The sequence below is a fragment of the Pseudomonas sp. 5Ae-yellow genome, from assembly GCF_014077575.1.
In the GTDB taxonomy this organism is placed as follows: Bacteria; Pseudomonadota; Gammaproteobacteria; order Pseudomonadales; family Pseudomonadaceae; genus Halopseudomonas; species Halopseudomonas neustonica.
Window position 1 is genome coordinate 14,095 of the sequence record NZ_JACGWE010000025.1, and the last position, 16,985, is coordinate 31,079.

Annotated in this window: 10 protein-coding genes; 8 read left to right on the plus strand and 2 right to left on the minus strand. The window is 58.0% G+C overall.

Going from position 1 to position 16,985, the window contains the following annotated elements; genetic code table 11:
- Positions 1-23: 23 nt before the first annotated feature.
- The 8 genes from H4J77_RS14080 to fhuF all read left to right on the plus strand — a co-directional run bounded on the left by H4J77_RS14080 (position 24) and on the right by fhuF (position 15,120).
- Positions 24-4,472, plus strand: coding sequence for a PAS domain-containing protein (locus H4J77_RS14080; protein WP_182249017.1), 4,449 nt, complete (start codon positions 24-26; stop codon positions 4,470-4,472).
- On the plus strand, positions 4,469-6,073 hold the full coding sequence (locus tag H4J77_RS14085) for an ATP-binding protein (protein ID WP_310734981.1): 1,605 nt from the start codon (positions 4,469-4,471) through the stop codon (positions 6,071-6,073). Before H4J77_RS14080 ends, H4J77_RS14085 begins: the two co-directional genes overlap by 4 nt.
- Complete coding sequence (locus tag H4J77_RS14090; protein ID WP_182249019.1) at positions 6,073-8,286, plus strand: sensor histidine kinase; 2,214 nt, start codon at positions 6,073-6,075, stop codon at positions 8,284-8,286. Before H4J77_RS14085 ends, H4J77_RS14090 begins: the two co-directional genes overlap by 1 nt.
- Entirely contained in the window at positions 8,273-8,659 is a 387-nt protein-coding gene (locus H4J77_RS14095; protein ID WP_123890890.1) for a response regulator, read from the plus strand. The genes H4J77_RS14090 and H4J77_RS14095 overlap by 14 nt, the downstream gene beginning before the upstream one ends.
- On the plus strand, positions 8,652-10,295 hold the full coding sequence (locus H4J77_RS14100) for a diguanylate cyclase (RefSeq protein ID WP_182249021.1): 1,644 nt from the start codon (positions 8,652-8,654) through the stop codon (positions 10,293-10,295). Before H4J77_RS14095 ends, H4J77_RS14100 begins: the two co-directional genes overlap by 8 nt.
- Positions 10,296-10,443: 148 nt before the next feature.
- Complete coding sequence (locus H4J77_RS14105) at positions 10,444-12,096, plus strand: multidrug ABC transporter permease/ATP-binding protein (protein WP_182249023.1); 1,653 nt, start codon at positions 10,444-10,446, stop codon at positions 12,094-12,096.
- Between the two features lie 49 nt (positions 12,097-12,145).
- Positions 12,146-14,302 (plus strand): TonB-dependent siderophore receptor, encoded by a 2,157-nt coding sequence (locus H4J77_RS14110; RefSeq protein ID WP_182249025.1) that lies wholly within the window; start codon positions 12,146-12,148, stop codon positions 14,300-14,302.
- A gap of 59 nt (positions 14,303-14,361) precedes the next feature.
- The gene (gene fhuF, locus H4J77_RS14115; RefSeq protein ID WP_182249027.1) at positions 14,362-15,120 is read left to right on the plus strand and encodes a siderophore-iron reductase FhuF; all 759 of its coding nucleotides are present in this window, start codon (positions 14,362-14,364) and stop codon (positions 15,118-15,120) included.
- A gap of 7 nt (positions 15,121-15,127) precedes the next feature.
- On the opposite strand, the gene H4J77_RS14120 is transcribed toward fhuF, so the two are convergent.
- On the minus strand, positions 15,128-16,189 hold the full coding sequence (locus tag H4J77_RS14120) for a nitronate monooxygenase family protein (RefSeq protein ID WP_182249029.1): 1,062 nt from the start codon (positions 16,187-16,189) through the stop codon (positions 15,128-15,130).
- Positions 16,190-16,535: 346 nt separating this feature from the next.
- Positions 16,536-16,979, minus strand: a complete 444-nt coding sequence (locus H4J77_RS14125; RefSeq protein WP_182249031.1) for a tryptophan-rich sensory protein TspO — start codon at positions 16,977-16,979, stop codon at positions 16,536-16,538.
- Between the last annotated feature and the right edge of the window lie 6 nt (positions 16,980-16,985).

Here is a 16,985-nt window from a genome sequence, read left to right on the forward strand (position 1 = left end):
CCAATAGATTCCCGGATGTTTTCATGGCTAACCCAGAACAGCTCAAAACAGGTCAGATACCGCTGCTGATCGGCGGTATCGCTATCGGCCTGCTCTTTGTGTTTCTCGCCACCAGTAGCTGGCAACAACGCGAGCAACAGTGGGAAAGTCAGCAGGCAACGCACGCTGAACTCACGCAAAAGAGCATTGAGCTAGGCCAAATAGCGCTCGGCAACCAAGCCATGATGGCGGCTCGCAGCCTGGCCGAAGAGCCGGGTATTCGCGAGCGGGTTGCGCGTATCAAGGTGCTTGCCGATAGCAACCAAGCAGACAACCAAGCCGAGATACAACGCCTGCGCAGCCAACTGCGTAGCGACCTGACCCCGGTGTGGTCAGTCCTGCAGCGCGGTGGCGCGCGGGTACTGGAAATCCATTTAGCCAAGCCGGTTCAGTCACTGTTGAGCATGCAACACCCTGACCGGCCAATGGATGGGCCCGGCGAGGAAGCTCGCCCCTTGTTAAACAACGCCTTGCAGTCGGGGCAAGAGCAGACCGGCATAGAGAGCGGCCCGCTCGGCGTGCTCCGGGCGGCAGTGGTCCCCATTCTGTCACCACACAACGGCACCAACGAGCTGGTCGCGCTTATTGCAGTCGGCTTTTCTGTGTTGCCCGGCCATATCGCCCAGGGTGCAACGTCCGATACCGATTTGGCCCTGCTCATGCCACCCAGCGAAGGCCTGAAGGAGAGCAAACTCGATCTTACCGAGGATGGACGCTGGCTAATCGGGCGGGACTCCAATCCGGCGTTCGCTCAATGGCTTGCCGCTGCCAGGCTCACAACCGGGCTGGATCAGGTACATCACCAACAGTTACCAGTCGATAATCAGGTCTTTCACATCACCTCATTGCCGCTACTCGCAACCGCTGCACCGGGCAGCCAGGGAGATGTTGCTGGCCTTATCATTGCCTGGCACGACATTTCGGCAGCCGCAGCGGCTCACCGCCAGGATCAGACCCGCCTGCTGATCAACTGGCTACTGGCATACCTGGCCACCAGCCTGTTTTTAGCTGTGCTGATATGGGCTTTTCGCAACAGAAGTCGCCACCAGATCGCCACCCATGAAAAAGCGATACTGGCGCAGAGCCAACAACGTGAACGCAACCGTCAACTCCTGGCTATCATTGCCGGAGCACAGTCGTCCTATATCCAGCGCGATCAAATCGAGCAAGGCTATACAAAGCTGTTGGAGCAGATACTTTTCCTGACCGACAGCCGCTTTGGCGCGGTAGGCCAGGTAAAACTCAACGCAGAAGAGCAACCTGAACTGGCCCCTTTTGCCAGCTGCCAACTGAGCAAAAGCCCTGACAGCTCAGAGCTGCAATCAGACCCCGCCAAGGCCAGACAAACACTGGCGGACAACACCGTGCTCATCGCGAGCGTGATAAGTAGCGCCAGCGCAGTCATTGAGCAGAACCCGGCAGCCGGACAGGGGCTTAGCTCCTTTTTGGGACTGCCGATCCACTACGGCGATCGCCTGGTCGGCGTGCTGGCGCTGGGCAACCGTGACTCACGCTACACCGCCGATATGGTTGAGTTTCTTACACCGCTAATCGCCACCCTCGGCCAGCTCATCAATGCAATGCTCCAGGCCCGGGTCAGGCAGCAGATTCAAGAGCGCCTGGAACGCCAACGTCAGGCCTTGCGGTCGCTCAACGAGATCGCCGCAGCGCCAAACGTGAGCAACCAGGACAGGCTCACTCGCCTGCTTGATTTGGGATGCAACTACCTGCAGCTCGACCTTGGCCTGGTTAGCCGTATAGAGGGGCCAGACTACTACGTGATTGCCGCTAACAGCAGCCCGAACAGTCCCGCTCCCGGTAACCGCTTCGACCTCGACAACACCTACTGCAGCCTGGCCTATCAAAACGATGATGTGATGGCCATCGATAATATGGGCAGCTCGAAGTTCAGCGGCCACCCTTGCTACCGCAGTTTTCAACTAGAGGCCTATATTGGTGTTCCACTGATGTTGGCGGGTGTACGTTACGGCACGCTCAATTTCTCCAGTGCCACCAGCCGCCAGCGCACCTTTGATGAGACCGACCTGGAGTTCATGCGTCTGAGTGCGCGCTGGACCGCCGCACTAGTGGAAAGCGCGGCCGCCGAGCAGCAGCGTGAAGCCTTGCTGGAGCGCTTCAGCAAGATCACCCAGCATGTGCCAGGGATGGTCTACCAGTACCAGTTAAGCGCCAACGGCCATGCCTGGTTCCCTTATACCAGTGAAGGTATACGGCAGATTTACGGCATCACACCGGAACAAGGCAGCCAGGACGCGAGTGCTGCCATCAATCGCATTCACCCTGACGACATACAGGCAGTCACCGCGCAGATAAGCGAATCGGCACGCAACCTGTCCACCTGGCGAGCCGAGTACCGTGTGCGGCACCCCAAGCTGGGCGAAATATGGGTGGCCGGCTATTCCAGCCCCGAGCGGCTAGCCAACGGTGATACCGTCTGGCATGGCTTTATTGCTGATATCACCGCCCGCAAGCACATCGAACAAAGCCTGGCCAATGAGCAACATCGGCTAGCAAGGGTGATCGCTGCCACCGGCATCGGCACCTGGGAGTGTGACTTGCACAGCAACGCGCTGGAGGTCAACGAACGCTGGGCCAACATGCTCGGCTACCAGCGCGAAGAACTCGCCCCCATCACAGTGGATACCTGGAATAACAAAATACACCCGGCTGACCGCGAGCAGGCGCTTGCGCGCCTGCATCGTCACCTGACTGGTAACAGTGAGTTCTTCTCTTGCCAATACCGCGTGCAGCACCGTAGCGGCGCATGGATCTGGATTCAGGATCGAGGCCAGGTGATAGAGCGTGACGCTGCAGGCAATCCGCTGTGGATGAGCGGCACCCACGCCGACATTAGCGCCGAGATGCAGCGTGAAGAAGAAATCCGCCAAGCACGCTCCTTCCTCGATGCCGTGATTAACGCCGCCACCGAGGTTGCCATCATTGCCACCGACCCGCACGGGAGCGTTACGCTGTTCAATTCGGGCGCAGAGAATCTGTTGGGCTACTCTGCGCAAGAGGTTATGGGCAAAGTCACACCCGAGCAGTTTCATTTACCCAGCGAAGTTCAGCGCCGCAGCGAGGAGATCAGCGAGGCCAGAGGGGCTAAAGTAGGGGGAATGGAAGTATTCCTGCACGAAGCCCGTATGGGAAAAGCCGAAATCCGGCCCTGGACCTATGTGCGCAAGGACGGCGCCCATCGCCTGGTCAACCTGACCGTGACGCAAATTGCCGACAGTGATGGCGAGCTGACCGGTTTCCTCGGCATGGCGACCGACATTACTGACCTGATTCAGACTACCCGCGCACTACAGAAGAGTGAGTCGCGCTTTCGCGGCATGGTCAGCAATCTACCCGGCGCGGTTTACCGGTGCCATATCGATCAGCTCTGGACCATGTCCTACCTGAGCGATGAAGTGGAGCGCATCACGGGCTATCCGGCGAGTGACTTCGTCAATAATCAGCAGCGCAGCTTCGCCAGTATTATTCACCCTGACGACCTTAGCAAAGCGCGGCTATCGAATCACCGCGCTCGCACCAACGACGCCAGCTTTGAACTGACCTATCGCATATTGCATGCCCAGGGTCATGTAGTGCAGGTAAGGGAAAAAGGCCGCGCCGAGTACGACGGTGCCGGCAATCTCAAGTGGTTCGACGGCTTTATCTGGGATGTGACCGAGCAAGTGCGAGTGGATCAGCTCAAATCCCAGTTTGTCTCCACCGTCAGCCACGAGTTGCGCACGCCGCTGACAGCCATCTTCGGTTCACTCAAGCTGGTTAACGCAGGTGTCTTGGGTGCTGTACCGGAAAAGATGGCAAGCCTGCTGGCGACAGCCGAGCAAAACACCTGGCGACTCACCCTATTGATCAACGACCTGCTCGACATAGATAAGCTGGCTGCGGGCAAAATGCACTTTGAGCTGCGCTCGCAGCCACTAATACCCATCCTGCAAAAAGCACTAGAGCTCAACAAGAGCTACGCTGATCAATACCAGGTCAGTCAGAGCACTGGCGAAATGCAGGAGGTTTGGGTTGAGGTGGATGCGATGCGGCTGGGACAGGTGCTGAGCAATTTTTTATCTAACGCTGCCAAGTTTTCCAGGTCTGGCGGCGATATTCGGCTGAGTAGCCAGTTGAGCGGCAATAGCGTCTGCATCAGCGTCACCGATCAGGGCCAGGGCATACCTGAGGCCTTTCACGACCGCATTTTCCAAAAGTTCACCCAGCTGGACGGCTCCAATACCCGCCAACGCGGCGGCTCAGGGCTTGGGCTGGCGATCAGCCGTGAACTGGTCTTGCACATGGGGGGCGATATCGGCTTTGAATCCAACGTCGGCGAGGGTTCGCGCTTCTGGTTCTGCATTCCGCTCAGCTCGCCCCCGCATGACAACACCAGGCAGGAGAGCTCGCCGTGACCGAGCACAACCAGGCCGATAGCGAGCAGCGGCGGCTACAGGCGCTGGCGCAATACCAGATCATGGATAGCGCCAGTGAGCAGGCCTTCGATGACATTACCGCTTTGGCTGCGCTCTGGCTGGAGATGCCGGTCGCACTGATTTCGTTAGTCGATGACCACCGGCAGTGGTTCAAAAGCAAGGTTGGCCTGGAGGCCGAGGAAACGCCACGTGATCTCGCCTTCTGTGCCCATGCGATCAAACAGAGTGAGCTGATGCAGGTGCCTGATGCCCAACTCGACTCCAGGTTCAGCAATAATCCGTTGGTCACCGAGGATCCGCACATCCGCTTTTATGCCGGTATGCCGATCACCACACCTATGGGTTATCGCCTGGGAACGCTCTGCGTAATCGATACCAAGCCCCGGCAGCTCAACCGTCAGCAGCAAGAGACTATGGAACGTCTTACGCGCATGGTCGAATACCAACTGGAGTTACGTCTTAACCTGATGCAGGCAGTAGAGCGAGAGCTGCAGTTAAGCGAGCAACGCGCCCTGGCTGAAGGCCTGCTGGACAATATCAAGGCTGGCGTGGCGGTGTGTAACGAGCAGGGCGAGTTGACCCGCTTCAACGATACCGCCGTACTCTGGCATGGGCTGGATGTGCGCCAGCTGCCGCCAGAGCAGTGGTCAACGCATTACAGCCTCTACCGTGCCGACGGCGTCACCGAGCTGCGTAATGATGAGACTCCACTCGCGCGCGCCTGGCGCGGTGAGGTAATCGAGAACGAGGAAATCTGCCTGCACAGCCGCCATCAGGCACCCCGCTTTCTGCTCTGCAACGGCGGACCGCTAAAAGGCCAATCCGGAGCACACTCCGCCATGGTGGTGATGCACGACATCACGGAGTTACGTAACACCGCTCTGCTGAAAAAACACTTTCTGGCCACCGTAAGTCATGAGTTGCGCACTCCCCTGACCTCGATCGGCGGTTCCATAAGCTTGCTCCGTGCCGGAACCTGTGGCCCGCTGCCAGCGTCAGCCCAGCGGCTACTTGAAATAGGTCACGAGAACACCATCCGTCTCAACGAGTTGATCAATGACCTGCTCGACATGGAGCAATTGGACGCCGGTAAAATGCAGTTCCTGTTCCACGAGCAGCCAATCAGGTCGCTACTGGAAAAAGCACTTGAAGCGATTAAACCCTATGCCCAACGTTTTAAGGTCAGTTTGCAATTGAGCGAGCCGTGCGACAATCCGAGTGTCTTTGTCGATGAGCGCAGATTATTGCAGGTGCTGGCCAATTACCTGTCCAACGCCGCCAAGTTTTCCCACGAACAAAGCACGGTGCGGGTGGAATGTGAACGTTTCCCGGAGTGTGTAGAGGTAAGGGTTATCGATCAAGGCATAGGAATCGCACCAGACCAACACGACAAGCTGTTTAAGAAGTTTTCTCAGCTGGATCTTAGCGATACCCGTAAACGGGGCGGTACAGGGCTGGGATTATCCATTTGTAAGGAGCTGATTGAGCACATGCACGGCGAGGTCGGGGTATTATCTGCAGAAGGACAGGGCGCTACCTTCTGGTTTCGCCTACCGCTGAACTCCCAACCGGAATATTAATGAAACAGCCCCGCTCCAGTCGCCTGACCGCCAAGATACTGTTATTGATTCTCGGTGCCGGATTGCTGCAGGTCCTGCTCTCCGGGATAGTGACCCAGCAAGGACTCCGCAGTGATATGCAGAGCCTGCTGATTGAGCAGCAAAAGCGCCTCAACGGCAATGCGGTAAGACTGATCGAGCGTGAGCTTGATATACGCAAACACTTCCTGGCTACGCTTGCCGCACAGCAAGCGTTGGATGGTCAGGTAAGCTATACCAGCAGCGCTAAGCTGATCGCTAGCCAACAGCAAAGCATTGATCTGTACTTCCCCGGTGGGGTGCTGATTTTGAATGCCTCAGGTATCGCGGTCGGCGAGTCCACTCGGGTGGAGGGTCGGCTGGGTACGTCCTATGCCGACCGACCGCATATCCGCCAAGCGCTGGATAGCGGGCAGCCGGGCATCAGCAAGCCAATCATGGGGCGCACCACGCGCACCCCCATCCTGAGCATCAGCGCGCCAGTCAAGAACGCCCAAGGGCGAGTCATTGGGCTGATCGTCGGGGGCATACAACTAGAGCAAGAAAACCTCTTTGATGTGGCAGTAAACACAACCCTGGGCTCCCCATCACGGCTATTCGTGATGGACATGACGCACCAGATGTATGTGACGGCATCCGATCCGGAGCTGGCGATGCAGCCCCTGCCCGACGACGGGGCCAGCGCTTTACTGGCCAAGCTTCGCAGAGGTGAGGACATGGGCCTGTTGGCCAACATCGAAACCGGCGGAGAAGACCTGTTCATAGCCGATGAGATGCCCTATCTCGGTTGGCGAGTTGTCAGTCTCACACCATTGAAACGGATAACCGACAAGCTTGATCCGATTCTTACGCAGAATCTGCTCATTGGCGTAGTATTTTTTCTGCTGCTTAGCCTGGCGCTGGTGTTCTTGCTGCGCCGTGCCATGGGTCCGCTCAGCTCAGCCGCGCAACAGATCACCGATATGATGGAGGGGCGCCGCCCCATCCAGCCGATCGAGATCGATCGCACCGATGAAGTGGGCTATCTGGTCAGTGTTTTCAACCAACTGACCCAGCGCCAACAACAGCAGGCACTGGAGCTGGAACGCGAGCGTGACCTGTTGCGCAGCCAGTTCGAGCAGTCCTCCGATGCGATACTGCTGCTGACTATCGATACGCTCCTGATATCGCGAGCAAACTCTGAACTGTCGAAGCTATTGGGTTACAGTGTCGAAAGCCTGCATGACCTGCCGTTTGCCTATTTACTGGAAGAAGGCCAAGCGCCTCTGCCGGAACTGGTGTCCCAGGCGATGACCGCAGGGGGACAATGTGTAATCATCTTGTTGCGGCAGTTTGGTGGCAGTGTGCACTGTGAAGTGACGGCGGCACGCGTGGGCTTGCCGGGCGAATATCAATTGATGCTTAACTTGCGCGATATTTCAGAACGCTTGCGTAACGAGCAGCTGAAAAACGATTTTGTATCCACTGTCAGTCATGAGCTGCGTACGCCGCTAACCAGCATTTATGGCACCTTAAGGCTGGTCAACAGTGGAGTATTAGATAACAGTCCCGAGCAGGCTGCATCGCTTTTGAAAAGTGCCGAAGATAACAGCCAGCGCTTGACCGCGCTGATCAACGACCTTCTGGATATCGATAAACTCGAGGCAAACAAGCTGCAGTTGCAGCTGAAGCCGCTTGATTTAAACGCGCAGCTACAGGCCGCCAAAGGCATGCTATCGTCCATGGCCTACGATGCCCGTGTGGATTTACGCCTGCCTGCCACCTGCGCTCTGCAGGTCGTAGCCGATGAGCACCGTCTACAGCAAGTGCTGGCCAATCTGCTGAGCAATGCGATCAAATTTTCGCCCCTGGGTGGGATTGTCACCCTGAGTACAGAACAGGAACAGCAGCAGGTCCACGTGTCTATCACCGATCAGGGCGACGGTATACCGCTGGAATTCCAGCCCAACGTATTCAAGCGTTTTGCCCAAGCCGATGCTACCGCAACCCGACAGCGTGGCGGCACCGGACTGGGGTTAGCGATTTCTCGCTCCCTGATGCGCGCCATGCACGGCCGTATAGGCTTCATATCAACACCTGGCCAGGGCTGCTGCTTCTGGATTAGCTTGCCAGTCGCATCAGTTAGCGCCACTTCCGCCCACCGTATCCCTGAGGTGCTCGACAGCAACGGAGCCAAGGCCTATGAGCAAGCTTGAACGAATAATGCACATTGAGGATGACCTCTCTATTCAGGAGGTGGCACGCGTCGCCCTGGAGATCGTTGGCGGCTTTACGGTCAAAAGCTGCGAATCGGGGTCACAAGGATTGGCCGAAGTTGCCGATTTTAATCCGCAGCTGGTCCTGCTCGATGTCATGATGCCGGGCATGGACGGTCCGCAAACCCTGGCCGAACTGCAGAAACTACCCTGCATGACTGGCGTACCCGTGGTCTTCATGACCGCAAAGGCACAAACCCAAGAGGTATCTTCCTACCGTGAACTGGGCGCCGCCGGTGTGATCATCAAGCCATTTGATCCTATGACGCTGTCAGAGCAGATCATCGAGATATGGAACCAGATGCATGCCTAAATCCAAACAGCTTGGCACTCAATTGGCCGCACTGGACGCTCGCTTTCGGGAGCGCCTGAAAGGTGATCTGCAAGCACTGGAAACCCTCGCCAGTCAACTGCAGGCAAAGCCTGAAACAGGGAGTAACCTGCTCACTGAAATGCGCGATCGGCTGCATAAATTGGCGGGCTCTGCTGGCACCTTCGGCTACGCCGAGCTGGGGTCACGCTGCCGCGAGCTGGAAGAAAAAGCCCGTATCCAGATGGCCGTAGATAATCCCGACCACGCCACAATGATGGCCTTGTGCAGCGCGATCCCGAGCCTGCGAAGCTTGCAACAGAGCCGCCTGACCAAAGAGCCAGAGCTAGAGCCGCAGGCCAAGACAGACGCCGCCTTGGTTGACCGCAGACATATTGGCCTGCTGATCCAGGATACCGCACTGGGCCTGCAGATGAGCCACACACTTACCAGTTTTGGTTACCGCATCAGCCTGTACAAAAAGCAGCCCGAAATAGCGCCAGATACCAAGCTTGACGCGTTGATAGTTGATACCAGCCCGCAAGGCTACAACATGCTGCAAAGCGCCCCCTTCGCTGAACGCGGAGTAAATGCGCCGCCCCTACTGGTTATCAGCTCGCAGAACAGCTTTATCAGTCGGCTGCAGGCTGTGCGCGCTGGTGCGCGCGGCTACTTCACCAAACCGGTCGACCTGCCAGCGCTGGAAAGTCGCCTGGAGCGCTGCTTCAACACCCATCAGGGCGGTCCATTCCGGGTCTTGATTGTGGATGACGATACTGACCTGGCAGCACGCTACCAACTGGTCCTCAGTAACGCTGGCATGCTGGTGGATATCAACTCCGAACCCAACCTGCTGCTGGAAAAAATGCACAAGTTCAGCCCAGATGTGGTGCTGATGGACATCAGCATGCCGGATTACAGCGGCCCCGAACTGGCACAGGTTATCCGTCTGAATGACGATTGGCTGCGCATCCCGATTGTTTATCTCTCGGCAGAAACCAATGCCGAACGACAAATGTCCGCGCTGCTCAAAGCCGGTGACGACTTCATCACCAAACCCATCAGCGACAGCGCGCTGCTCACCACCGTGTACGCCCGCGCCCAACGCGCACGCATGGTCAGCGAAGCACTGGCGCGTGACAGTCTGACCGGGCTACTCAAGCACGCCGATATCAAGGAGCAGGTCGATATTGAGATCGAGCGCGCCAAACGCTGCGAGCAACCCATGAGCGTGGTGATGATCGACATTGATCACTTCAAAAAGGTGAATGATCAATACGGTCATGCCGTGGGTGATAGTGTTATTCGCGGCCTGTCCAACCTGCTGCGCCAGCGCCTGCGCAAAGTGGATCGGCTAGGCCGTTACGGCGGGGAAGAGTTTGTTGCCGTACTGCCCAATTGCAGCACTCAAGATGCCTGGCAGATACTCGAAGAAATACGTGAATCCTTCAATGTGCTTCAGTTTCCCGCTGGTCAGCAGCACTTTGTCTGCAGCTTCAGTGCCGGTATCAGCGGTTGTGAAGCCCCCACCTGGGATACACGCGACCTGCTGGACAAGGCCGATAAGCGTCTCTATGTGGCCAAGCATGCCGGGCGTAACTGCATTTCAGGCCCGAAAAACGGTCCGCAAAAGAGCTAGCAGTCACTCGCTCCGGCGACCAATGGCGTCGGAGCGAAGCTCTGCGGTTACGTTGTTATCAGCAACACCATCAATCTACAAAACGAATCTCATTCTCAGCATGGATATGGTTTAATCGGCGCCAGATTTCTCTGTCCGGATCCATACCATGAAGCTTCTCAGCCTACTCTTTCGCGATAACCGTCTGCCCTTACTCGGCATTATGCTGCTGAGCATCAGCAGCGCACTGCTCAGCGTCGCCGTCATCGCCTACGTCAACAATCGGCTGATCGCCGGCAATGACGACCTGGGGCAGGCGCTATTGGGTTTTCTCGGCCTACTGGCGCTGTTATTGGTGTGCGCCACGGCGGCACAACTCTGCCTGCACTATCTCGCCCATCGCTTCGTCTACCGACTGCGACGGTCACTGGTAAAGCGGGTACTGGATACCGATATCGAGCGGCTGGAGCAGATTGGTGGCGCGCGGATTCTGGCCAGCCTGTCGGCAGACATCCGCAACATCACCATCGCCTTTGTCGGCATGCCGGAAATGCTCTACGGGCTGGCGCTGACCATCGCTGCCTTCAGCTATCTGGCCTGGCTGTCGGCGCCGCTGTTCATCACCACCCTGCTGTGGCTAGGTGTTACTTTTGTGATCGGCTGGTTACTGGTACGCCGCGTGCACCGGCACATCCAACGCATGCGCAATGCCGAAGATCGTCTGTACGGCAACTACCAGGATGTCATTGAGGGTCGCAAGGAGCTGGCGCTGAATCGGGATCGCGCCCACCTGCTCTACCAAGAGGATTTTGACGACAACGCCCGCGCCTACCGGGATGAAATTATCCGCGCCGATACCTTCCACGGTTTGTCCGGCAATTGGGCCAATATCATGGTGCTGGGGCTGATTGGCTTGGTCTTTTTCCTCGCGGGTGGACTAGGCTGGGCCAGCGCCAGCGTGGCGGCCACCTATGCGCTGACCATGCTGTTTCTGCGCACACCCATGGTCTCTGCGGTGGGCACGCTGCCGCACCTGATCACCGCACAGGTATCACTGCAAAAGTTGGAAGAGCTGGCGCTGGCGCCGCACCAGCAGGACTTTGCACGACTGAAAAAACTGCAACCGCAATGGCAGACCTTGACGCTGGACGGGCTGACCTATCGCTATCCCGCCGAGGAAGGCGAGGGCTTTGATGTGGGCCCGTTGAACCTGACGCTGCAGCGCGGTGAGGTGGTCTTTGTCATCGGCGGCAATGGCAGCGGCAAGTCGACCATGGCACGCCTGCTGACCGGGCTCTACCGTCCCGAGAGCGGCCGTATTATGCTCGATGACCAGGCGGTTGATGCCGAGCATTGGGTTGCCTATCGCCAACTGTTCGCCAGCGTGTTCACTGACTTTCACCTGTTCAACCGACTGCTGGGCCCTGTCGCCGAAGAGGCCGACCCGGAGAAAGTGCAGCACTGGCTGCGCCAACTGCACCTGGATCAGAAGGTCAGGGTGGCTGGTGGCAAGCTATTGGACACAAAGCTGTCACAGGGCCAACGCAAGCGCCTGGCGCTGCTGCTCGGACTGCTTGAGGAGCGCGACATCCTGCTGCTGGATGAGTGGGCAGCAGACCAGGACCCGCTTTTCCGTCGGCTGTTCTACCGCGAACTGTTACCGGCCATCAAAGCCGCCGGTATTACCGTGGTCGCCATTACCCACGATGATCATTACTTCGACCAGGCCGACCGCATTCTGCGTATGGATCGCGGCCAGTTGCATGAACTGAGCCAAGAGCAACGAAAACAAGCCAGCCGTGATAGCCTGTTGGTATTATGAATGATAATGGTTTACATTAGCTCCCTTTTTACCAATTGGGGAGTTTCAGATGTCTCGTCAATCCATCGCGCTAGGCAGCCTACTTAAGCCATTACCACTCGCTATCGGGCTAGCGATCGGCTGCACAGCCACCAGCCTGCACGCCGCTGAAAGCGAGGCGCCGGTCGAGTTGGACGCCCTGACCGTAACCGGACAGCGCAGCCAACCACTGGGTCCGGATACCGGCTATGTGGCCAAAGACAGCTTGATTGGCAGCAAGACCGATACTCCTCTGGCAGAAATTCCGCGCTCCATTTCCGTAGTAACCCAAGAGCAGATGGAAGACCGTCAGGTACTGAGTGTCAGTGACGCACTGAAATATACTCCCGGTGTACAGGCCGGTTACTTTGGCGAAGACAACAAGCAGGACTGGTTTATCATTCGTGGTTTCAAGCAGGCCAACTTCGGCCTGTTCCAGGACAGCACCCGCGTTTACTCCAGCGGCTTTTACAGCTGGCAGGTTGACCCCTACCTGCTTCAGCGCGTGGAAGTGCAGCGCGGCGCATCATCTGTCCTGTTCGGCCAAAGCCCACCCGGCGGCGTGATCAACCTGGTCAGCAAGCGGCCCACTGAATCCAGCTTTGGTGAAGTCGGCCTGCAGTACGGCAGCTATAACCGTAAACAGATCAACTTTGATGTGGGCGGCCCGCTGACTGACAACGACAACGTACTCTTTCGGGTAACTGGTCTGGTCCGTGAGTCTGGTACGCAGGTAGACGACGTCGACAATGACCGTATGGCCATCGCACCGGCCCTGACCCTGAACTTCAGCGAAGACACCTCACTGACCCTGCTGACCAGCTTCCAGAAAGACAGCGGCGAGCCCATGCTGCAGTTTCTACCAGCCAGCGGAACGCTGACCTACAACCCCAATGGCAGGATCGATACCGATACCCCCATAGGCGATCCTAGCTACGAGCGATTCGAGCGCGAGCAATACATGCTGGGCTACGAGTTCAAGCACCGCATCAACGACACCTGGAGCCTGCAGCAGAACTTGCGCTACGGCCATATCGATATGGACCTGCGGCAGTTGTTCTTTCTCGGCTGGGTTGACGAGTCTGCAGGTCTACTGGGGCGCGGCCTGAGCTACGCCAATGGCGACGCTGACAATCTCTCTGTGGACAATCGCGTGACCGGCCAATGGCAGTCTGGACGTTGGGAAAACACCCTGTTATTGGGCGCTGATTATCAACAGTTGAAAGTCAACGACAGCAGTCCGGACGGCTACCCACGAGATACCGTTCCGGTGAATATCTACAACCCGGTTAACCGGGACTTCACCACCCCCTTTGCGCTTGAAGACAAACGAACCGAGATCAATCAGGTCGGCATCTACGCGCAAAACCAGCTCAAGCTGGATGATCGCTGGGTATTTCTGGCCGGCGTGCGCCATGACCGCGCCGAATTCGATTTCGATAACCGTACAACCGGTTCCGGTAATGAAGCTAATGATGATGAGGTCACCTGGAACGGCGGTATCGCTTACCTGTTCGACAACGGCCTGACGCCCTACGCCAGCTACTCGCAATTTTTCCAGCCCGTGACCGACGTCAATACCGTCACCAGCGAGGCTTACAAACCGGAATCCGGCGAGCAGTACGAGCTGGGCTTGAAGTATCAACCACCCGGTCTGGATGCCAGCTTTAATGCTGCGCTCTTTCAGCTGACCCAAGAAAACGTGCGCAAAGCCGTGGCTGGCGGCGCAAGCGAGCAGGTAGGCGAAGTGCGCGTGCGTGGCCTGGAGCTGGAAGCCAACGCCAACCTGACCCGCGAGTTGAGCCTGGTGGGCTCTTACACGCTGCTGGATGCGGAAACCACCAAGACCGGCACTGCCACTGCAGAAAAGGGCAAAACACCCTCGCAGGTCTCAGATCGCATGGCTTCATTCTGGGCACACTATGACGTGCAGGGCGGTCCTCTCGACGGCCTCGGCTTTGGCTCTGGTGTACGCTACGTCGGTGCCAGCTATGGCGATAACACCGAGTCGCTGAAAGTCCCCTCCTATACGATCTACGACGCCGTTGTCAGCTACGATTGGCAGAACACCACACTGCAACTGAATGCCAACAACCTGGCCGACACGAAATACGTGGCCACCTGCGACTACTACTGCTGGTATGGCAACCGCCGTAATGTCGTCGCCAGCCTGACCTATCGCTGGTAAGTGCAACGGGCCGACCCTGTCGGCCGTCTCCCCTCCGCGCAATAACCCCGAGTTAGCTAATGATTCCTGCACTCGAGCCGCTGTTTAAAGGTCCCTTGGCGCCGCTTGGCGCGTGGTTGGCGCTGGACGATGATCCGCGCCCCGCGCTGAGCATGGCCGAGTACCTCAATGGTGATCAGTTGGGCGACTTGTTGCAGCGCTTTGCGCCGCAGTATGCGAGCGCAGACCAACGCGGGCTGGTATCGCTCTGGGGCAAGTATCACTTTATGCGGCTGGTTGCTCCCACGGTGGCTGCCAGCCTGCTGATGAACTGGCGCTTGCCGGTAAGCTTCGATGAGATCGCCGTGATTGTTGGCGACGACGGCCTGCCTAGCGCCTTTCAATTGCCGCATCAGGGCAGCGTTTGGCAGTCTCCGCCGAGCGATGGTTTTGCGCGTTTCGACACGCTGTTCGCTGGCCATCTGGATGTGTTGATCCGCGAGCTGGCAGCCCGCTACAAAGTCGCACCCAAGGTATTCTGGAGCAGCGTAGGCCACTACTACGAATGGATTCTGGGTGAAATAGGTACCTTGGGGCTTGCTCCCGAGCCGGTTGCCCAGGCCAGGCAATTGCTCAGCGAGCGCCAGCGGCCCGACGGCACCCGTAACCCGCTCTACGACATGGTGCGTTACGTGCCGCGAGCAGGGCAAAGCACCCTGCATCGACAGCGCAAGCATTGCTGCATTCGCTACCTGTTGCCCGACAAAGCGCTATGCGACAACTGCCCCCACCTGGATAAGCCGCCTGCGGGATACGACCCGGCCGGGCGTAACGACTAATCTGACGTTACTGCTTTATCGACGCCATTGGCGGCACTTTAGCCGCAAGTTCGCGGGTTAGATCAGCTGCCGGTATGGCTTTGCAGCCGCTATTGTTCTGGCCTGACCAGAGCGGTGAAAAATCGCTGCTACCGGCTTTTTCTGCGGCGCTGCGCAGCGGTGCACTGGCACTGCCAGCCAGTGGAAAGGGCGGAGCCAGCTCACTCATGGGACCCAACTCGTGCATGATGCGGTTAACGATGCCGCGCGCTGCGCCGCCAGAAAAGACGTTGGTCAGCGCCGTGTGCTGCGCCCGCTTGCTCTTCAGCGCGGTGCGATGCAGGTCCGTAGTGGTCGCTTCAGGACAAAGCAGATAAGCCGTACCGACCTGCGCCCCAGCGGCGCCCAGTGCCATGGCCGCCGCCACGCCGCTGGCATCGGCAATCCCGCCAGCGGCGATCACCGGAATATCCAACGCCGCCACCATTTGCGGCAACAGCGCAAAAGTACCCATCTGCAAGCTCAGGTCAGTGGACAGAAAGTGCCCGCGATGACCGCCCGCCTCCAGTCCCTGCGCAATCACCGCGTCAGCGCCCTGTGCCTGTAACCATTTGCCCTCCGCCAGCGTGGTGGCAGTCGACAGCACCTTGCCGCCCCAGCCCTTGATCCGGTCCACCACGTCCGCGTCCGGCAGGCCAAAGTGAAAGCTCACCACCGGCGGGCGAAAGGGCGCGATTAGCTCAAGGGTCTCGCGATCAAAGGGTCGCCGCCCGGCGCCCGGCTGGACCGTGTTGATGTCCAGCCCCAACTCGGTGTAATAGGGCGCGAGTGCGGTGCGCCAGCGTTGCGTGCGCACCGCGTCTTCCGGCCGCGTGCTGTGGGCAAAGAAATTAAGATTCCACGGGCCCTGCGCCTGCTCGCTTAGCAGCCGCAACTCCTGCTGCAACGCCTCCGCACCGAGCATCGCGCAGGGCAGCGAACCGAGCCCACCGGCACCACAGACCGCTAGCGTCAAAGCGCTGTTCTGCACGCCAGCCATGGGCGCCTGAATAATGGGTAGTTGGGTACCGAGCAGTTGTTCAAGACGCATGGGGGTTCTCCTGATGCAATGGCGGGCTCAGCGGGGCGGTGGTGTACGGCGTTAATCGGACAGCGGCAACCGATGTCACAGACGAGCGGCAAGCCGACATCACACAAGCGCAGATTCTCGGCGCGCGCACCGCGTTTGAGTATGATGACGGCAAGGCTTGAAATTCAACCTCTGCTGATCTGTGCAACTGGTCAGCCAGCATACAGATGTTATCCAATAACAGCGCCCGATCACCCGCGTAAAATGAGGCGCGGCAACCAGGCCCACTTTCCATTAAATGCCTCTACCTGCTCAGGCTACCGCTGGCTAGCGGCTCATAGTGCCTTGCAAGCTGGTTCGACATTCATCACCAACGATTCTTGCGCAAGATGAAGAAGTTGAGCGCCGCCGCGACACAAAGCCAAGCCAGGTAAGGCAGCAAGAGCAGGCCGCTAATAAAGTCGAGCTTGAACGCCAGCAATACCATCACCGCGACGACCAGCCAGAGCAGGGCAATGATGACCATAGCGGTAAACACACGATGTGCGCCGAAAAACACCGGCGTCCAGAGCGCGTTAAGTGCAATTTGCGCAGCCCACAACGCCAGTACTACTTGGCTACCCGGTATCGTCGCCAGTCGGTAACCAACCCAGGCCAGCAGGATATAAATAAGCGTCCAGGCAACGGGAAAAAGCCAATTGGGCGGTGTAAATCCAGGCTTGATGAGGTTTTCGTACCATTGGCCCGGTTTGAAGATGATACCCGTGGTGGCTGCAGCGCCGCAGGCAAGTAGAAATATAAAAAAAGTCATCGTCTA

What these genes read in the sequence shown, in the direction of transcription:
- H4J77_RS14080 (WP_182249017.1), top strand. Translation starts at nt 24, where the DNA reads ATGGCTAACCCAGAACAGCTCAAAACAGGTCAGATACCGCTGCTGATC.
- H4J77_RS14090 (WP_182249019.1), top strand. Translation starts at nt 6,073, where the DNA reads ATGAAACAGCCCCGCTCCAGTCGCCTGACCGCCAAGATACTGTTATTG.
- H4J77_RS14095 (WP_123890890.1), top strand. Translation starts at nt 8,273, where the DNA reads ATGAGCAAGCTTGAACGAATAATGCACATTGAGGATGACCTCTCTATT.
- H4J77_RS14100 (WP_182249021.1), top strand. Translation starts at nt 8,652, where the DNA reads ATGCCTAAATCCAAACAGCTTGGCACTCAATTGGCCGCACTGGACGCT.
- H4J77_RS14105 (WP_182249023.1), top strand. Translation starts at nt 10,444, where the DNA reads ATGAAGCTTCTCAGCCTACTCTTTCGCGATAACCGTCTGCCCTTACTC.
- H4J77_RS14110 (WP_182249025.1), top strand. Translation starts at nt 12,146, where the DNA reads ATGTCTCGTCAATCCATCGCGCTAGGCAGCCTACTTAAGCCATTACCA.
- fhuF (WP_182249027.1), top strand. Translation starts at nt 14,362, where the DNA reads ATGATTCCTGCACTCGAGCCGCTGTTTAAAGGTCCCTTGGCGCCGCTT.
- H4J77_RS14120 (WP_182249029.1), bottom strand. Translation starts at nt 16,189, where the DNA reads ATGCGTCTTGAACAACTGCTCGGTACCCAACTACCCATTATTCAGGCG.
- H4J77_RS14125 (WP_182249031.1), bottom strand. Translation starts at nt 16,979, where the DNA reads ATGACTTTTTTTATATTTCTACTTGCCTGCGGCGCTGCAGCCACCACG.